The 18393-nt window shown below is 66.2% G+C and carries 17 protein-coding genes; 3 read left to right on the forward strand and 14 right to left on the reverse strand.

Annotated elements, in window-relative coordinates:
* Positions 1–6: 6 nt before the first annotated feature.
* Positions 7–993 (forward strand): PoNe immunity protein domain-containing protein, encoded by a 987-nt coding sequence (locus KHN96_RS06040; protein WP_062737765.1) that lies wholly within the window; start codon positions 7–9, stop codon positions 991–993.
* A 140-nt stretch (positions 994–1133) separates the two neighbouring features.
* The gene (locus tag KHN96_RS06045; RefSeq protein WP_062737764.1) at positions 1134–1331 is read left to right on the forward strand and encodes a hypothetical protein; all 198 of its coding nucleotides are present in this window, start codon (positions 1134–1136) and stop codon (positions 1329–1331) included.
* 282 nt (positions 1332–1613) lie between these two features.
* Here KHN96_RS06045 and KHN96_RS06050 read toward each other — a convergent pair whose 3' ends face one another.
* The 3 genes from KHN96_RS06050 to ubiD form a co-directional block, all read right to left on the reverse strand.
* Positions 1614–3668, reverse strand: coding sequence for an acetoacetate--CoA ligase (locus KHN96_RS06050; RefSeq protein WP_062737763.1), 2055 nt, complete (start codon positions 3666–3668; stop codon positions 1614–1616).
* Positions 3669–3748: 80 nt separating this feature from the next.
* Positions 3749–5260 (reverse strand): NAD-dependent succinate-semialdehyde dehydrogenase, encoded by a 1512-nt coding sequence (locus tag KHN96_RS06055; RefSeq protein ID WP_062737762.1) that lies wholly within the window; start codon positions 5258–5260, stop codon positions 3749–3751.
* Positions 5261–5389: 129 nt separating this feature from the next.
* Positions 5390–6901 carry a 4-hydroxy-3-polyprenylbenzoate decarboxylase gene (ubiD, locus tag KHN96_RS06060; RefSeq protein ID WP_062737761.1) on the reverse strand — a complete coding sequence of 504 codons (1512 nt, stop codon included), beginning with the start codon at positions 6899–6901 and terminating at the stop codon, positions 5390–5392.
* 539 nt (positions 6902–7440) lie between these two features.
* Between ubiD and KHN96_RS06065 the strand changes: the two genes are divergently transcribed.
* Positions 7441–8622, forward strand: a complete 1182-nt coding sequence (locus KHN96_RS06065; RefSeq protein ID WP_045786237.1) for a lytic transglycosylase domain-containing protein — start codon at positions 7441–7443, stop codon at positions 8620–8622.
* An 80-nt stretch (positions 8623–8702) separates the two neighbouring features.
* On the opposite strand, the gene KHN96_RS06070 is transcribed toward KHN96_RS06065, so the two are convergent.
* The 11 genes from KHN96_RS06070 to KHN96_RS06120 form a co-directional block, all read right to left on the reverse strand.
* Positions 8703–9887, reverse strand: a complete 1185-nt coding sequence (locus tag KHN96_RS06070; RefSeq protein ID WP_062737760.1) for a pyridoxal phosphate-dependent aminotransferase — start codon at positions 9885–9887, stop codon at positions 8703–8705.
* 47 nt (positions 9888–9934) lie between these two features.
* Entirely contained in the window at positions 9935–10402 is a 468-nt protein-coding gene (gene nusB / locus KHN96_RS06075; RefSeq protein WP_045786239.1) for a transcription antitermination factor NusB, read from the reverse strand.
* A 29-nt stretch (positions 10403–10431) separates the two neighbouring features.
* Positions 10432–10926: a 6,7-dimethyl-8-ribityllumazine synthase gene (gene ribH / locus KHN96_RS06080; protein WP_045786240.1), complete on the reverse strand. Its 495-nt coding sequence runs from the start codon at positions 10924–10926 to the stop codon at positions 10432–10434.
* 92 nt (positions 10927–11018) lie between these two features.
* On the reverse strand, positions 11019–12149 hold the full coding sequence (gene ribBA, locus KHN96_RS06085; protein ID WP_045786241.1) for a bifunctional 3,4-dihydroxy-2-butanone-4-phosphate synthase/GTP cyclohydrolase II: 1131 nt from the start codon (positions 12147–12149) through the stop codon (positions 11019–11021).
* Between the two features lie 131 nt (positions 12150–12280).
* On the reverse strand, positions 12281–12916 hold the full coding sequence (locus KHN96_RS06090) for a riboflavin synthase (protein WP_045786242.1): 636 nt from the start codon (positions 12914–12916) through the stop codon (positions 12281–12283).
* 5 nt (positions 12917–12921) lie between these two features.
* Positions 12922–14034, reverse strand: coding sequence for a bifunctional diaminohydroxyphosphoribosylaminopyrimidine deaminase/5-amino-6-(5-phosphoribosylamino)uracil reductase RibD (ribD, locus tag KHN96_RS06095; RefSeq protein ID WP_045786243.1), 1113 nt, complete (start codon positions 14032–14034; stop codon positions 12922–12924).
* Between the two features lie 22 nt (positions 14035–14056).
* Entirely contained in the window at positions 14057–14617 is a 561-nt protein-coding gene (locus KHN96_RS06100) for a GspH/FimT family pseudopilin (protein ID WP_045786244.1), read from the reverse strand.
* Positions 14605–15009 (reverse strand): type IV pilin protein, encoded by a 405-nt coding sequence (locus KHN96_RS06105; protein WP_045786245.1) that lies wholly within the window; start codon positions 15007–15009, stop codon positions 14605–14607. The genes KHN96_RS06100 and KHN96_RS06105 overlap by 13 nt, the downstream gene beginning before the upstream one ends.
* Positions 15009–16844 (reverse strand): pilus assembly protein, encoded by a 1836-nt coding sequence (locus KHN96_RS06110; RefSeq protein WP_045786246.1) that lies wholly within the window; start codon positions 16842–16844, stop codon positions 15009–15011. Before KHN96_RS06110 ends, KHN96_RS06105 begins: the two co-directional genes overlap by 1 nt.
* The gene (locus tag KHN96_RS06115; protein ID WP_045786247.1) at positions 16841–17488 is read right to left on the reverse strand and encodes a pilus assembly PilX family protein; all 648 of its coding nucleotides are present in this window, start codon (positions 17486–17488) and stop codon (positions 16841–16843) included. Before KHN96_RS06115 ends, KHN96_RS06110 begins: the two co-directional genes overlap by 4 nt.
* Positions 17482–18393 (reverse strand): PilW family protein, encoded by a 912-nt coding sequence (locus tag KHN96_RS06120; RefSeq protein ID WP_045786248.1) that lies wholly within the window; start codon positions 18391–18393, stop codon positions 17482–17484. Before KHN96_RS06120 ends, KHN96_RS06115 begins: the two co-directional genes overlap by 7 nt.

Here is an 18393-nt window from a genome sequence, read left to right on the forward strand (position 1 = left end):
TGATCTATGGCATTCAAAGACGTTCGTCGTCAGAAATTCCTGAGCGAGAAAGAGTATGTCGAGTACCTAGACCGCCTTATTTCTTGGGCGGAAACGGCTCGACACTCTCTGGCAACTAAGGAGTTGACCCCGAAGGCTATTGCTTCCTATAGATGGTCAATCGCCTCCGAGGGGTTGGAACGCTTGATTCTCCGCTACACCGGTGGGTGCCCGATCGATGAATTGAGGAATGAGTTGCCCGCAGTCATCGACGACTTCGATGTCTACATCGCAAACGAAATTTCTCCGCGTCTGCAAGACCCTCCACGCGCCGTTGCGGACACGCTTGAAATCACTCAGCTCGAAGCCTACGTCTATGTGTTCTGGTTGCTTGCTCTATGCAAACTGCTGCGGCACGAGGCGCTGATTCCCAAGGTCATGAGTTGGGTTGATAAGACATTCGACTTCAATCGGGGCCGGGATATCCTGTTCGAGAACGTTGTGCAGGCGTTGACAGGTAATCATGTCGAATCAGAGAAGGTCTTGCTGCATCCCGAGCCATATCGACCGCTGGGTCGCGCCACCGTGTACGCGCCCGAAGAACGCCCTGCGCTGGTCAAAGAGTTCGTCGAGACTTGGTACAAGCACATGAAACCGTGCTACTGGCACGGTACGCATACCGAAGGCACGTCTTACTTCGGCTATTGGGCTTTCGAGGCAGCGCTTGTCACTGTCCTCTGGGATATTGACGACAGCAGCTACCGGGACAACCTCGTCTATCCCAGGGACTTGGTGGACTGGTATCGAGCCCATGGCAATGGCTACACCGCGCCAAGCACGCCACCGCGCCAGCCAGCCGGCCAGCCATGCCCGAAGGAAGGCTGGTGGTTCACTCCTGCCGCTGCTGGCTCACGACGGCATTTCAAGCAAGGCGAAATCATGCCGGAGGTGCGATCCGACTATGGCTCAACCTTCTGGCAATGGGATAGCGATCAGTCCGCACCGAAGCTGTAGCCTTAGTTCTTGCCGGGGTGCCTGCGTATTACCGGAGGTGCCCCTCTCGGCAGATAACCCACTCGGTATGCCTCGCGTGCCTGTTGTCTGCCGTGCGATGACTGTTGATGGTTGGCGTATGACTTCCAGCCCTCAACGACATGTCGCAGACCCTCACCCAAGAGCAGGAGAGTTTTATCGCTGATGTTGTCGCCGAGCAGTTCGGCAAGACCATGGGCTTCGCGCGATTCGCGGATGCGCTGGCGATGATCTGCGAGGACATCGCTGGGTTCGAGGCTGGTCCCAGCATCGACGTGGTTCAGCGTATATGGGCCGCCTACGTCTGGCGCCAAGGCTGACCGTACATATGACTATGGCGTTTGTTTGCGTTGCCGAGGTTGCGGATACTTCGCCCGGAGTAGGGCCGTGAACTGCTGGACAAAGCTCACCAGCGCCCGTTCGTCCTCGTCCAAGTCTTTGAGCACGTCAGACACCGCAGCACTCTGATCGTCAATGTGCCGTGATCCGCGCCGCAAAAGCGCGTCCACAGTGCAGTCCAGCGCATCCCTCAACTGCTGAAGCCGGTACAGGGTAGGGACCCGCGTACCGCGTTCCCATCGAGACGCCGCCGGCTTGCCGGCCTAACTTCGCCAGGACTCCAATGCCGGCGCGGATCCGCCGGCAGCGGCGGTTTGCGCGGCGAGCGTGTGCGCGTAGTCGACATACCAGGCCAGCACCTCCGGGTTGGCCATCGCATCGGGATTGGCGATACGCTCCGGCGGCGCGCCCAGCAGCAGCTTCTTGATCGGCACTTCCATTTTCTTGCCCGACAGCGTGCGCGGCACGCCCGGCGCTTGCACGATCACGTTGGGCACATGCCGCGCCGACAGCCCGGCCTTGATACGCGCATTGATCGTGCCACGCAGCGTGTCGTCGAGCACGGCCCCTTCGCGCAGCACGACGAACAGCGGCATGAACGATTCCCGGCCGAGGAATTCCAGGTCGACAACGAGGCTGTCGAGCACTTCCGGCAGGTCTTCCACCACGCGATACAGCTCGGCCGTGCCCATGCGGATGCCGTGGCGGTTGATGGTTGCGTCGGACCGCCCGTAGATGATGGCGCCGCCGCGCGGAGTGATCTTGATCCAGTCGCCGTGGCGCCACTGGCCGGGGTACATGTCGAAGTAGCTGTCGCGGTAGCGGCTGCCGTCGGTGTCGCCCCAGAAGAAGAGCGGCATCGAGGGGATGGGCGCCGTGCAGACGAGTTCACCCACCGCATCGATGAGCGGGTTGCCCGCTTCATCCAGCGCTTCCACGCGCGAGCCGAGGTTGCGGCATTGCATCTCGCCGGCGTAGACGGGCAGGGTGGCCACGCCGCCGACGAAGCAGCCGGCAAAGTCGGTGCCGCCGGAGATCGGATTGAGCCAGACGTCGGCCTTGACGTGGCGGTAGATCCAGTCGTAAGCCTCGGCCGACAGCGGCGAACCGGTCGAGCCGATCGCACGCAGCTTCGACAGGTCGAAGTCGCGACCGGGCTCGATGCCGGCTTTCAGGCAATTGGCGAAGAACGCCGCGCCGGCGCCGAAGAACGTCACGCCTGCGTCCTGTGCGAAACGCCACAACGTGTTCAGATCGGGCGTGCCGGGGTTGCCGTCGTAGATGGCGAGGGTCACGCCGCCGAGCAGGCCGCTCGCCTGCGAATTCCACATGACCCAGCCGGTGCTGCTGTACCAGTGGTAGACGTCGTCAGGGCCAAGGTCGAGATGCAGCGCGCCCATCATCGTCTGCACGAGCAGCAAGCCGCCGTGGCCGTGCACGATGGGCTTGGGCATGCCGGTGGTGCCCGACGAGTACAGGATCCACAGCGGGTGATCCGCCGCCACGGGCGTGATGACGAGCGGTACGTCGTCGGCAGTCAGGTCGCGCCAGTCGCGGGCGTGCGGGAACTGCGTGCGGTCGATGTCGCCGTGCAGTTGCGGCACCAGCACGAGATGCTCGACGGTCGGCAGCGCGGCCATCATCTCGGCGACCACGCCGGTGCGGTCGAACGCGCGGCCGCCGTAGTGGTAGCCGTCCACCGCGATCAGCACCTTCGGTTCGATCTGGCGGAAGCGGTCCGTGACGGCTACCTGGCCCATGTCCGGCGCGCAGACTGACCAGATCGCCCCGATGCTGGCCGTGGCGAGGAACGCGACGATGGCGTCCGGCGTGTTCGACAGGTATGCCGCCACGCGGTCGCCCGGCGCCACGCCCATCTCGCGCAGCGCCGCAGCCAGCGAGGCGACGCGGCGGCGCAGTTCGCGCCAGGACAGGTCGGCCAGCGGTTGGGTCTCGCTGGCGTAGCGGATGGCGGTGCGGTCAGGGCTGCCGCCTTCCTCCACATGACGCATGACCTGATCGACGTAGTTCAGCTTGGCGCCGACCAGCCATTGCGCGCCCGGCATGGTGCGGTCGCCCAGCATCTGCGTGAACGGTGTCGAGGCGCGCAGGTCGAGGTAGTCCCAGACAGACGTCCAGAACGCCTCCAGCTCAGTGGTGGACCAGTCCCAGAGTTGCGCGTAGCCCTCGGGCGTGGTGGCCGAGAAGCGCAGCCCGCGTTCGCGCGCAAGCCAGTCGAGGTAATGCGTCAGGCGCGCGCGTGCGATGAAGTCAGACGATGGCGTCCAGAGCAGGGCGCCTTCCTGGATGGTGCTCATGTGTCTCCTCCGCCGGTCAGGCAAGGGGGAAGGCCGCCCGCTCTATCGATGTGGCAGGTCGGCCAAGGGGGGATGGCGTTTCAGATGCCGCCCATGCACAGATACTTGAGTTCGAGATACTCGTCGATGCCGTAGACCGAGCCTTCGCGGCCCAGGCCCGATTGCTTGATGCCGCCGAACGGCGCCACCTCGTTCGAGATCAGCCCCGTGTTGATGCCGACCATGCCGTATTCGAGCTGCTCGGCCACGCGCCAGATGCGGCCGATGTCGCGGCTGAAGAAGTACGACGCCAGGCCAAATTCGGTGTCGTTGGCCAGGCGCACGACTTCCGCTTCGTCCTGGAACTTGAAGATGGCGGAGACCGGGCCGAAAGTTTCTTCGCGCGCGATCAGCATGTCGGGTGTGGCGTCGGCCAGCACGGTCGGCTCGACAAAGCGCTGCGAACCGAAGCCCTGCATCAGCTTGCCGCCGGCGGTCAGGCGCGCGCCCTTTTGCGTCGCGTCGCTGATGTGGCGCTGCACTTTCTCCACGGCCTGGTCGTCGATCAGCGGGCCTTGCACCACGCCGGACTCGAAGCCGTTGCCGACCTTGATGCCCTTGACCTTGGCCGAGAGCTTCTCGACAAACGTGTCATACACCGAGGCATGCACGTAGAAGCGGTTCGTACACACGCACGTCTGGCCGGCGTTGCGGTACTTCGACTGCACCGCGCCCTCCACGGCGGCGTCGATGTCGGCGTCGTCGAACACGATGAACGGCGCATGGCCGCCAAGCTCCAGCGCGACCTTCTTCACCGTCGGTGAGCACTGCTGCATCAGGATGCGGCCCACCGGCGTCGAGCCCGTGAACGACAGATGCCGCACGATCGGCGATTCGCACAAGGCCTTGCCGATGGCGATCGAGCGATCCGCATCGCCCGTCACCACGTTGACGACGCCCTTCGGAATGCCAGCGCGGTGCGCCAGTTCGGCCATCGCGAGCGCAGACAGCGGCGTCTGCTCGGCCGGCTTGATGACGATGGTGCAGCCTGCCGCCATGGCCGGCGCAACTTTGCGGGTGATCATCGCCAGCGGGAAGTTCCACGGCGTGATGGAGGCGCACACGCCCACCGGCTGCTTGAGCACCACCATGCGCTTGTCGCGCCAGGTGCTGGCCATGACGTCGCCGGAGACGCGCTTGGCCTCCTCGGCAAACCATTCGATAAACGACGCACCGTAGACGATTTCGCCCTTGGCTTCGGCCAGCGGCTTGCCTTGTTCAGCCGTCATCAGGGCGGCGAGGTCGTCGGCGTTGGCGATCAGCAGGTCGAACCAGCGGCGCATCAGGCCGGCGCGCTCCTTGCCGGTCAGCTCGCGCCACGCGGGCCACGCCGCATTGGCCGCGTCGATGGCGCGCAGCGTTTCTGCGTGCCCGAGATTGGCGACATCGGTCAGGTGTGCGTTGGTGGCAGGGTCGTAGACGGGGAAGGTGGCGCCGTCTGCCGCGCCCACCCAGGCCCCGTCGACATAGGACTGCGTTTTGACGAGGGTGCGGTCTGTGATGCGCTCCAGCGCGTTGGCGGCGGTGCGGGATGCGTCGAGTGCTTCGGCCATGGCGTTCTCCATAAGGAAGGCGGGCCCAGTCGACAAAGAGGGCCCGCCTTTTAGATGCAGCAGTCGCTTAACTCGCTAAGAATAACCGAACGATCGTTCGCTCGCAGGCCACGCCGCCAAGCCTTGTGGTTAGTGGAAGAGCGTGTCCCACATGGCGTCGACGCGGGCTTTGACAGCGGTCTCCATGACGATGGGCTGGCCCCATTCCCGCGTGGTTTCGCCAGGCCATTTGTTGGTGGCGTCGATGCCCATCTTGGAGCCCAAGCCTGACACCGGGGACGCGAAATCTAGGTAATCGATCGGCGTGTTCTCGACCATGACCGTGTCGCGCGCCGGATCCACGCGCGTGGTGATTGCCCAGATCACTTCCTTCCAGTCGCGCAGGTTCACGTCGTCGTCCACCACCACGATGAACTTCGTATACATGAACTGCCGCAGGAAGCTCCACACGCCAAACATCACGCGCTTGGCGTGGCCGGCGTATTGCTTCTTCATGCTGACCAGCGCCATGCGATAGCTGCAGCCTTCGGGCGGCAGGTAGAAATCCGCAATCTCCGGAAACTGCTTCTGCAGCAGCGGCACGAACACTTCATTGAGCGCCACGCCCAGCACGGCCGGCTCATCGGGCGGCTTGCCTGTATACGTGGAGTGATAGATCGGGTCGCGGCGCATCGTGATGCGCTCGACCGTGAACACGGGGAACCAGTCCTGCTCGTTGTAATAGCCGGTGTGATCGCCGAAGGGGCCTTCGAGCGCGTGCTGGTAGCCGCTCGGGTGCGTTGGGTCCGGCTGGATGTGGCCTTCGAGGATGATCTCGGCGCCGGCCGGTACCTGCAGTTGTGCCTGCGCCAGCGAAGGCGTCAGACAGGTCGCAAGCTCGGTCCGGCTGCCGCGCAGCAGCCCCGCAAACTGGTACTCAGATAGCGTATCCGGCACCGGGGTCACCGCGCCGAGGATGGTGGCCGGGTCGGCGCCCAGCGCCACCGCAATCGGAAACGGCTGGCCCGGATTCGCGATGGCGTGCTCGCGGAAATCCAGCGCGCCGCCCCGGTGCGCCAGCCAACGCATGATGACCTGGTTGCGACTGATGACCTGCTGCCGGTAGATACCCAGGTTCTGCCGCTTCTTGTGCGGCCCGCGCGTGATGACCAGCCCCCATGTGACGAGCGGCGCCGCATCGCCGGGCCAGCACGTCTGTACGGGAATGCGCGAGAGATCAACGTCATTTCCTTCCCACACGATCTCCTGGCACGCCGGCGACGACACCTTGCGCGGTGCCATATCCCACACGGCCTTGGCCATCGTCCACAGCTTGCCGGCTTCACGCAGACCGCGCGGCGGTTCGGGCTCTTTCAACGCCGAGAGCAGGCGACCGACGTCCCGCAGTTCATCGAGCGACTCCGCGCCCATGCCCAGCGCCACGCGCCGCGTGGTGCCGAACAGGTTGGCGAGCACGGGCATGTCGTACTTGCGCGCACCGTCCGCCGGCCGTTCGAAGACGACCGCCGGGCCCTCCGCGCGCAGCAGGCGGTCACAGACTTCCGTCATTTCCAGGCGCGGCGACACCGGCTGGCGCACGCGGCGCAACTCGCCGGTGCGTTCCAGTTGGGCGAGAAAGTCACGTAAGTCCCTGTATTGCATGGAAATTTTGTAACCAAAGGTAAGGTGGATCGTCTATCACGCGGAGACCCGGGCCCGCCAAATGGTGGTCGGGCCGCGGTTTTTTTGGTGTAGGCAGGGTGGCCGCGATTGTAAGGCCAAAACCCCATGGCACCCTGATGACAGAACGAACCGCAGGTCGGCGACGCCGAACAACGCGACCCTTTTCATAACCTTTTGATATGAAAATCGATTTCTTTATGATTGACTTGGAATAACGCGCTTCCTACAATCCAAATCGATCTGGCAATTGTTGCGTCGCAACATATCTTCGGCTAGTGCCCTCGCCCATTCTCTCGCTCGTATGAGGGGCGATGCCAGAGCACTTCATCATCGCTGCGGGACGTGACCTCCCCAAGGACACGCCCCGCATTTGTCTGGGCACAAGGGGAGTGCCCCCAACAGATGCCGGCTGACTGCAACAGCGCGGCATCCTTACTAAAAACCGTTGCGATTCGAAACGCACGGCGCCATGCAAAAGAAAGGCGCCCACCGGATCTGCGCAGCGGACGGAGGTAAGTATGAACGGTTGGAAAACCCTTCATTCTTCCGGGATCGGTTCGGCGCTGCAACGTCGACTCGTCGCCCCGGTTGGCCGCCGCCTCGCGCGTGCAGGCCAAGTTGCGCTGCCTCGTAAGCTGCGCATGGAGTTGAACGCAGGGGGCGCCGTCGCGTCCCGCAATGAAATGCATCCGGGGGTGCTGCTGGTGTTCCGCAGCGGGCATGTCGTGCTCAACAGCATCGGCGTGCTGGCGGTGGTGGCTGCCGTCGCGCTCTCGCTGAACAGCGAATGGCGTGCCATGGTGGCTCAGCGGGTGCTCAAGTTCGCGCCAGGTGCGAATGCCAGCGCGGCTTCGGCCGCGCCGTCGCGTAGTGCTACGGCCGGCTTGGAGCCGGTTGCATTTGCGCCTGCCGCTCCGGCAGCCGGCGCGGGTTTAGCGCCGCCCGTGGTCGAAGGGGCTGGCTCGCAGGGCGCCGCAGTCGTTGCGGCCGGGTGGGACACGCTCTCGAAGGTGCCGTCCGTCGCCGAACTGGCCGCACAGATCCCGAACACGCAGGTCGTTCGCGAGGCACGTGAGTCGGCAACCGCCGGTACCCCGCGCGAGCAGGCTGCCGTGGCCGAATACATCGCCCGCAAGTACCGCGTGGCGGCGACCGCCACCGGCCAGCTCGTCAAGGCGGCGTATCAGACCGGCAAGGAAGTCGGCCTCGATCCGCTGCTGATCCTGGGCGTGATGGCCATCGAGTCCAGCTTCAACCCGTTCGCCGAGAGCGGCATGGGTGCGCAGGGCCTGATGCAGGTCATGACCAAGGTCCACCAGGACAAGTACGAAGTGATGGGCGGCGTGGGTGCCGCACTGAACCCGTACGCCAACATCAAGGTGGGTGCGCTGGTGCTCAAGGATTGCATCGCCCGTGCCGGTTCGATCGAGGGCGGCCTGAAGCTGTACGTCGGCGCGGTGACGCAGGGTGACGGCGGCTACGGCGGCAAGGTGCTCGCCGAACGTTCGCGCTTGCGCATGGTGGCGACGGGGCGCCGCTCGCCCGTGACGATGGCGGCGGAGCGCGAGCCGGTGAAGGCCGTTGCCGCACCGGTGACGCAGGCCGAAGCCAAGGCGCAGGCCAAGCCGGCCGACAAGCAGCCGCTCAGCGGTCAGCAGGAGGAGGCCCGCCTGGAAGACAAGTCGCAGGGCCAGGCCTGATCGACGATTCTTGCCACGCTATATAAGAAAGGCCGTCTTGAGGGACGGCCTTCTTGTTTGGGCGAACGCACCAGCGATTTCTATTGGCTGAACAGTCGGCCAAGCCTCGAAACGGCTTCTTCCAGATGGTCTATTGCGGTGGCGTATGACAGGCGGATGTAGTGCTGCGCCGTGTGCGGGCCGAAGTCCAGCCCCGGCACGAGCACGACCCCGGCGTCATGCAGCATCGACTGCGTGAGTGCGTCAGCATTGCCGGCGTGCGGGTGGTGCACGCCGCGGCAGTCGGCATACACATAGAATGCACCGTCCGGCTTGACGGGTACCTTGAAGCCCAGCGATTCCAGTGCCGGCACGATGAAATCGCGGCGGCGGCGGAATTCCGCCTTGCGGTCTTCGTAGATGGCCAGCGCCTGCGGCTCAAAGCAAGCCAGCGCCGCATGCTGCGCCACCGCCGAAGCGCAGATGAACAGGTTCTGCGCGACCTTCTCGAATTCGGGCACCAGCTCAGCAGGCGCGACGAGCCAGCCGAGGCGCCAGCCCGTCATGTTGAAGTACTTCGAAAAGCTGTTGATCGTGACGACATCGTCGCCGAAAGAGAGGGCGGAAACTGGCGCTTGGTCGTATGACAGACCCTGATAGATCTCATCGACGATCGTGAATCCGCCGCGCGCGCGCACCGTCTGCACGATGTGCTGCAACTCGTCGGGCAGGATCGACGTGCCGGTCGGGTTGGACGGGGAAGCCAGCAGCACGCCCTGTGTGCGCTCACTCCAGTGGGCGGCGACCTGTCCGGCCGTCAGCTGGAAACGGTCTTCCGGCCCCGACGGCACCAGCTTGGCCACGCCGTCGAAGGCCGCAACGAAATGCCGGTTGCACGGATAGCTCGGATCCGGCATCAGGACTTCGCCGCCGATCTCCACCAGCACCGCGCACGCCAGCAGCAGCGCTGCCGACGCGCCGGCCGTCACGATGATCCGCTCGGGCGCAATGTCGAGGCCGTACGTGGTCTGGTAGTAGCGCGCAATCGCCTCGCGCAGCGGGCGGATGCCGAGCGCCCCAGTGTATTGCGTGACGCCGCGCCGCATGGCATCGACGGCGGCCTGCACGACGGGCTCGGCGGCCGTGAAGTCCGGCTCGCCGATGCCCATGTGGATGATGCTGCGCCCGGCCAATTCCAGCTCGCGGGCCTGCTTGGCCAGCTCCATCACATGGAAGGCGCGGATATTGGCCAGCCGGGCGGCCGTGTGCAGGCGGTGGGCATCCATCTCGGGCGAAGCAGAGGAAGGGGAAACGAACAGCAGAACGCCGGAATTTACCGGCGGGCGGCCACCTCGACCGCACGCACCTGGGCGGCCAGCTTGTCGAGCACGCCGTTGACGTACTTGTAGCCTTCCACGCCGCCAAAGGTCTTGGCCAACTCGACCGCCTCGTTGATCACGACCTTGTACGGGATGTCCAGGCAGTGCACCAGTTCGTATGCGCCGACCAGCAGCGCAGCGCGCTCCACCGGCGAGAGCTCGGCTACCGGGCGGTCGAGGTACGGCGTGAAGGCCTCGGTGAGCGTCGTTTCTTCGCGGATGGCGCCGTGCAGCAGGGCATCAAAGTGGGCGCGGTCCGCCTTGTTGAAGCCCTGTGCGTCGTGCAGGTGCGCTTCTACCACGCCCGGATCGTTGCGGTTGAGCAGCCATTGGTACAGCCCCTGCAGCGCCAGTTCGCGTGCACGGCGGCGCGCGCTCTTGGCGGGCGCCTTGGTCTTGGCTGGGGAATTGTCTTGCGTCATGAAAAAAGCCCTTGCGCGGATGCTCGCGCTTATTCGTTCTCGTCGTCCTGGCCGTGGTCCTGCAGGCCATGCAACGCATTGGTCAGATTGGCCATCTCGACAGCGGCACGGGCGCAGTCGCGGCCCTTCTCGCGGGTGCGGGCGTGGGCCTGGGCATCGGTGTCGGTGGTGAGGATGCCGTTGGCGATGGCGATGTTGAAATCCAGGCCGACACGCGTGATGCCCGCGCCGGACTCGTTAGACACCAGCTCGAAGTGGTACGTCTCGCCGCGGATGACGGCGCCGAGCGCGATCAGCGCATCGAACTGGCCCGATTCGGCCATCTTTTGCAGTGCAAGCGGCACTTCCAGCGCGCCGGGCACGGTGACGAGCAGCACGTCTTCGCCGGCCACGCCGAGTTGCTCGAGCTCGTCGACGCATGCTTCGCGCAGTGCCTCGCACACGGGCTCGTTGAAACGCGCCTGGACGATGCCGATGCGCAAGCCTTCGCCGTTGAGATTGGTCGGGTAGAAGCCGTGGTCCATGGTGTATTCCGGTTTGGGTTGCCGCCGGGGCAACGTCACGAGATCAAGAAGCAGAAAACCAGCGCGGCAGCCGAGGCCGCCGCAGAAAATCCTCAATGCGTCGCCGCGTTGGCGGTCTCCGGGGTATCGGCCATCGACTGATACGCGGTGACCTCCAGGTCGTAGCCCGTCATGCTGGGCAGCTTGAGCGGCGAAGCCAGCACGCGCATCTTGCCCACGCCCACATCCTTGAGAATCTGCGCGCCGATGCCGTAGATGCGCGGGTCGGGTTTGGTGCGTGGGCGCTCGTGCGGGGCGTCCAGGGCACTGAACTGCGTAAACAGCCGCTCGGGCGAGTCGCCGCAATTGAGCAGCACGACCACGCCGGTCGGCGCCGCCTGCACGGCACGCAAGGCGGCCGGCACACTCCACGAGTGCGTCGTGCGCTGGCATTCGAGCAGATCGAGCACCGACAGCGGCTCGTGCACGCGCACCAGCGTCTCCGTGCCGGGGCTTGGGGTGCCCTTGACCAGCGCCAGATGGGCGCGGCCGGCGGCACGGTCCCGGAAGGCAACGGCGCGGAAGTTACCGAACTGCGTTTCCATCGTGCGCTCACCCACGCGCTCGACGATGCTCTCGGTGCGGCTGCGGTATTGGATCAGGTCGGCAATCGTGCCGATCTTCAGGCCATGCTCCTTGGCGAACTCCACCAGATCCGGCAGGCGCGCCATGGTGCCGTCGTCCTTCATGATTTCGCAGATGACCGAGGCGGGCGACAGCCCAGCCAGCGCGGCCAGATCGCAACCGGCTTCGGTGTGACCGGCGCGCATCAGCACGCCGCCGGGCTGGGCCATCAGCGGGAAGATGTGGCCGGGCTGCACCAGGTCTTCGGGCTTGGCATCGCGGGCGACGGCGGCCTGCACGGTGCGGGCGCGGTCGGCGGCGGAAATGCCGGTGGTCACGCCCTCGGCAGCTTCGATCGACACGGTGAAGTTGGTGCCATGCGGCGTACCGTTGCGGCTCACCATCAGCGGCAGATCGAGTTGGCGGCAGCGATCAGCGGTGAGCGTCAGGCAGATCAGCCCGCGGCCGAAGCGCGCCATGAAGTTGATGGCCTCGGGCGTGACGTAATCCGCCGCCAGGATCAGGTCGCCTTCGTTCTCGCGATCTTCCTCGTCGACCAGGATGACCATCCGGCCGGCGCGGATTTCGGCAATGATTTCTTCAACTGTGGCGATCGACATGGCGTGGCAGGGCTGCGCGCCGCCGGCCGACCCCCGCGTATTCGTATCGATGGGGCGCCGCGCGACTGCATAAATGGGAAGCCCGCTATTGTACGCCAAGGCGGCCGAGGCAATGCCCCGGCGGCGGGGGCTTAGGCGCTCGCGGCCGGCGCCAGGGTCGTCTGGCTCAGCATGCGCTCGACATAGCGGGCGATCAGGTCGATCTCGAGGTTGACCTGGCTCCCAGCCTTCAGGTGCTTGAGGGTGGTGACGGCGACCGTATGCGGGATCAGGTTGATGGAGAATTCGCAGCCGTCGGCGTCATCGCGCACACTGTTGACGGTCAGGGACACGCCATTCACCACGACAGAGCCCTTGTACGCCAGATACTTGCCGAGTTCCGCAGGCGCGCGCACGCGCAGCTCGTGAGACTCGCCCACCGGCGCGAAATGTGTAACGGTGCCAAGACCGTCGACGTGGCCAGACACCAGATGGCCGCCGATGTGGTCGGCCAGCCGCAGCGCCTTCTCCAGATTGACCTCGCCGGGGCGTTCCAGCCCGACGGTCTTGGAGAGCGATTCACGCGAGACGTCGACGTCGAATCGGGTGTCGGTCTTGGCCACGACCGTCATGCAGGCGCCCTGGATGGCGATCGAATCGCCCAGCGCCACGTCCGCCAGCGGCAGGCCGCCGGCGTCGATGGACAGGCGCACGCCCGCATCAGGGTTGGCACCCAGCGGCGTGACGGTTTCAATACGGCCAACTGCGGCAACGATTCCCGTGAACATGGTGGTCAGTCTGTAGGGTTGCGGCGCGCCAGGATGCGGAGGTCGCCCCCGATGCGCGAGATGTCATGAAAGAAGAACTCGGCCGCGCCTTCCAGTGTCTGCAGCGGCCCCATATTGAACATGCCCTGGCCCGAACCCAGAACCTTGGGCGCCAGGTAGACCAGGATTTCGTCGACCAGCCCCTCGCGCAGCAATGAGCCGTTGAGCTTGAAGCCGGCTTCGACGTGCAGTTCGTTGATCTCGCGGCGGCCGAGCTCGCGCAGCATGGCGGCCAGATCGACCTTGCCGTCGGCGTTGGGCAGGAGGATGACCTCTGCGCCGCGTTCGGCCAGCGCGCGCATGCGGCCGGCTTCCGGGTGGGCGGCAAAGATCAGTGTGGGTTCGTGGTGGCCGTCGGTGGTGAGGATGTGCGCGTCGAGCGGCACGTCCAGCTGGGAATCGATCAGCACGCGGCGTGGCTGGCGCGGGGTGGAAACGGCCCGCACCGTGAGGCGAGGATTGTCTTCGCGCACTGTGCCGATGCCGGTGAGGATGGCGCATGCACGGGCGCGCCAGCGGTGCCCGTCGTTACGCGCTTCGGTTTCGGTGATCCATTGGCTGATGCCGTTGTCCAGCGCCGTGCGGCCATCCAGCGATGCCCCGACCTTCACGCGGACCCACGGCGTGCCGCGCGTCATGCGCGAGACGAAGCCGATGTTCAACTCGCGCGCCTCACGCTCCAGCAGGCCGCAACGCACGTCGATGCCGGCATCCCGCAGCCTTTGCAGGCCGCGCCCGGAGACGGCGGGGTTCGGATCCTCCATGGCGGCCACCACGCGGGCGATACCCGCTTCGACGAGCCGATCCGCGCAGGGCGGGGTGCGGCCGAAATGGCTGCAGGGCTCCAGCGTCACATAGGCGGTGGCACCCCGCACATCTTCGCCGCGCGATTGGGCATCCTTGATGGCCTGGATTTCTGCATGATCCTGGCCGGCGGGCTGCGTATAGCCTTCGCCGATGACGGTGTCGCCGCGCACGATCACGCATCCGACGCGCGGATTGGGCGTGGTGGTAAACAGGCCCTTCTCGGCCAGCGCCAGGGCGCGCTGCATCATGGCGTGGTCGAAATCGGAAAACATGGGCGTGAAGCGGTGGTTGCGGTTAAGGGTCGTCGTCAGCGGTATCCGTGCAACGGCCGCGGCTCGTGGCCGGGTCGCAGATGCGAGGGCGGCCGGCAGCGTTGATGACCACGTTGCGCCGATGTCGCCCACAGGTGAGGGTCAGCGTGGCACCGTTCACGTCGGACATCCGTGAGTATCCCACAGCCTCGTAGGAAAGCGTGCCACGCCCCAGGTTGGTCGTGAGGCTGACGGCGGGCATCGTCGGCAGTGCAACGGCGGTCAGTTTCCTGCCGTTTGACGAGGGCGCCCCGTCCGGTGCCGCCAGTGGCAATTCCGTCAACGCCCATCCGGTAGCCCAGCTGGCGTTTTCCCTCGGGCCGAGCTGCGTCTGGACATGCCGCCGTTGGGCCGTCGCCTGAGCCAGCGAAACGGTGCTCATCAAGCGCTGGGCGAGGAGTTCGACGGTCTCGCGCTGCCATCGGTCGATGATCGACGGCACGGCAAGCGCGGCCAGCACGCCAACAATGGTGAGCACGATTGCCAGTTCCAGGAGCGTCACGCCCGCCTGGCAGTGGCGCTGGCGGTGCGTCACGGCCAGCATGCGGGATCGTCGGGGATGCGCTCGCCGGTGCTGCGCAGGGCGAGAAACGGGCAGTCCGGATCGGGGGTGTGCGGGACGGCCATCACTTGGACGCACTGGGAGATCGGCAGGCTTCCGTTGACGCCCGTGCACACCTGCGGAGGAAAGATGGTGTAGCCGTCCGCCCGCGTCATGGGGCCCGGAGACCGCGAATCATCCGTTGCGTACGTGCCGGTGCGCGCGTGTCGCAGCTCCAGTTGGGACAGCGTAGCGACCAACGCGGCGCCCGCCGCGGCCCGGTGCGTGCGCTTCCAGTAGGCCGGCCACGTTGAAGTCGCCACGAATGCCAGCACGGCCGCAATGACCAGCACGGCCATCACCTCAACCAACGTGAACCCACGCAAGCGATGCATCAGCGCGTCCCTGCTTCGGTGACTTCACGCCAGCTCAATCGCCCAAGCTGGCGCGTATAGCTGCGCGATTCGAGCCGCTGCGCGCGTCCGCCGGTGAGTTGCCACATCGTTGTGTGGACGGCTTGCACTGCGACCCCGCCGGGCACGTGCGCGGGTGGCGCGGCGTGCATGGTGATGAGCGGCGTGCCGGTCAGGACATGACCAGTGCGGCCCTCCTCGTTGGGCGGCAGGCCCGTGCGCGGATCGAGCAGGTAGGCCCGTTCCCGGCCGCTCGCGTCTCGTGTGGTAAGCAACACGCCGTGCGTGCCGGCCACTGTGAGGTCATCGACGGCCTCGCCTTTCGGCAGGTCGATGTGCCAGCCATTGGACGCACCGCCGCCTCCGTCGGCGCGGATGACGACACCATCGGCGTCTTCATTGGCGTTCAGCCTGGAAAGACTGTCGCGCGACAGGTTGCCCGATGTGCCGGTGTCAGCAACGCCATACACGGTGGCGGCGCCGTGGGCGTCGATCGCGGTGAACACCAGCAGCGGGCCGCCTGCCGTTGCGGCCAGCAGGATGGGGCCCAGCACGCGCTGAAGCGAGCCGCCGCGCGAGGTCGCCTTGAAGAACGGCGTACGCCGTTGCGTTTCATTCGTCCCCAGGGCTTGTCGCCAGGTGGGACCGTGGCTCAGGTCGAAACGCCAGATCTGGCCTTGGGTATCAGCCGCATAGGCGAGGGTGGCGGTCCCTTGCGGGCCGAGCGCCACGGCGGGGGCGCCGAGCCCACCCCGGCTTGCGGCTCTGGGCACCGTCATGGCATGGGCCGTGCGACCGGGCTGCCACGGCGAGGTACGCGGCTGGTCCAGCGCGAGCAGCAGCAGGCGGCTGTCTGCATTGGCATCCCCTTCACCGTTGCCGCTGATGGCGAACCACCGGGCCGGACCATTGTCGCTGTCGGCCAGCGGAACAACGGGGATGGGGCCGTCGACGCGGCCCACGGAGACGTCGTCACTGCCGTCATAGGCGAGCATCGGTACGGGCCCGGACCACGTGGGGTCGGTAATGTCCACGAGGAACAGACCAGGGCCCATGGCGCCGTTCGCGCAGGTCAGCACCGAATGCCATTGCGCGCCGGTCCATGCGTCTGCAGCGAACGGGCGGCGGCACACTGGTGCCGGTACCGGTTGCCCCGGTGACGTGTTCCGGGCGGCGGTCGGCAAGACGGCGTCGGACATGACGGCAAAGCGTTCTGCACCGGTCAGCGCATCAAAGCCGTGCAGCATGCCGTCGTTGGCGCCCACATAGACCATCCACGGCCGACGGGCGTGCGCTTGCCGGAACGCCGCATGGCGCGCATCGAGCACGAAGCCCGGTGGCCCGAGCAACTGCACGCGCGCGCCTCGCATGGCGCCGAGCACGGAAGCGCGTGGCCGCAGGCCGCGATCGCCGTATTCGCCGTTGCGCACGCCGCGCAGGTAGTCGATGCGCTGGCGGCCCAGCTTTTCGTCGGCGTCGATGGCGGCCTGCTGAGGGGCCGAGAGGGCCTCCCAACGCAGCGGCACGGGCACGCGGGACGTCGACTCGCCAGCGCGGAAGGTCCAGAGTTGCCGTGCGTCTACCGCAGTGCGATCGAGAAGGCGGCCTGCTTCCCACAGATCCGTCGGGGCGGACGCGTCCGGTGTGCCTAGCGTTGGCAGGAACCGCATGCCCCGCAACTGGCCGCTCCAAGCGTCGCCGCCACGCGCGATGACGACCTGCGTGGGCAACCGGCCTGCGGGATGGTCGAGGCTGGCGGCGGGCGTCGACCCGGCCAGCGCAGTGGCGAGCCACACACCAATGTGTCGCGCGCTCATGGTTCTGCCACCCGGGGCCGGTACACCGTCTGCAGCATCACGTTGACGGGGGTGTCCTCCGCATTGCCATCGGCATCTACGCTGGCGGGGCCAAAGCCGATCGCCGTGATCCGGAACAGCCAGGGCCTGCGCGGGGCACCGGCGTGCATCCACTGGCCAGGCAACGCATCGGGTATGGGTTCGATCACGTAGCGGGCGGCGAGTGTCTTCCGCCCCGTGACGGCATGGCTCGGCGCGAGCGCGATCGCGTGAGCGTCGCTTCGAGCCAGTTGCGCGAGCGCAGCGGCGGACTCACCCTGCAAAGGCCAGCACAGCCCCCGGGCGGCGCCTTCGCCGCATGCGCCTGGAGCAAAGCCGCTCAACGTGACGGGGTTCAGCGCGGCGATGCGCGCAGCGTCTGGCGCGGCACGGCAGTCTTCGCTGCGGTACGGCGTGTCGGTGGCGATGGCGATTTCGCACTCGGCCGCCGTCAACGCCGATTCCGCTTCGCGCAGAGCGACCGCACGGTCTGCGGCCAGGGTCGCGCGGCGCAGGTGGTCCTGGCTCAGATGCAAAGCGGTCAGCATCAACAGCCCGATGATGAGCAGTGGGCCGACCACAGCGATCATCGAGAAGCCATGGGCTTTTGCGGGGCGGCTCAGCATGTGTCTGCCTCGCAGTGCAATGGGTTGCGCACCGAGAACGTGGCGGTGAAGCGGGCACGGTTGCGGCGTAAGTCCGCGGGGCGGAATGCCACGTCCTCCGTCCGGGCGTCCGGTACAGGGCCGAGGTCGGGGAACAGCGTGATGGTGTCTGAGGGGGGCGGCCTGAGCGCGTAGTGGTCGCCGCGCACGACGATTGCCGCATGGACCTGTCTCACGCGGTACCAGTCTTCCGCCTGCATGGCCCGAGCCGGCTTGGTGGCACTGGGCGAGGTGGAGGTGGGCGCCATGGTGTACAGCAGTTGCAGTGTTTCGATGCCGCGCACGATTTCGTGTGTCTGGCCGGCGGCAGGCGCATTGGCGTTGCGGCCCGCGAAGGAGCGGCACATGAGCCGTGGGGCGCGCTCATCGTCATCGCTGACGGAGATGTACAACAGCATGCTGCCCAGGCGCGGGTCTTCGTCTCCGCCGATGCGTTCTCGAATGCCGAAACCGGCGCAGTCGTACGTCGCCGCGTCAGGGCTGCGACCGGCGAAGCGGGTCATCAGCGCGTCGCTGTGCTGCTCGCCTTCCGATTGACAGTTCAGGGCCGGGGTTTTCTGCGGCCGCCCGCAGTCGTCCGAGCCGAAAAGCGATAGCGGTGCGCCGGCACCTGGCCATCGGCGCACGAGCGAGGCGATGGGCGTATCGGTGACCCATCCCGCCTGGCGCACCGCCTGCGCGATCGCCTGCAGGGCGCGCATCGCGCGGTCTTCGATGAGCGCGTCATCGGCTAACCGCTGGTAGCGTGCCCGCGCGACGAGCATCAGCTGGAGCACGATGCCGAGCACCATCAAACCGAGCAGCATGCCGACCAGCAGTTCGACCAGCGACGCACCGCGCGCAGGCCGGGCGAGCGGGTGTGGCAT

It is taken from the genome of Ralstonia mannitolilytica (assembly GCF_905397375.1).
Classification (GTDB): Bacteria; Pseudomonadota; Gammaproteobacteria; order Burkholderiales; family Burkholderiaceae; genus Ralstonia; species Ralstonia mannitolilytica.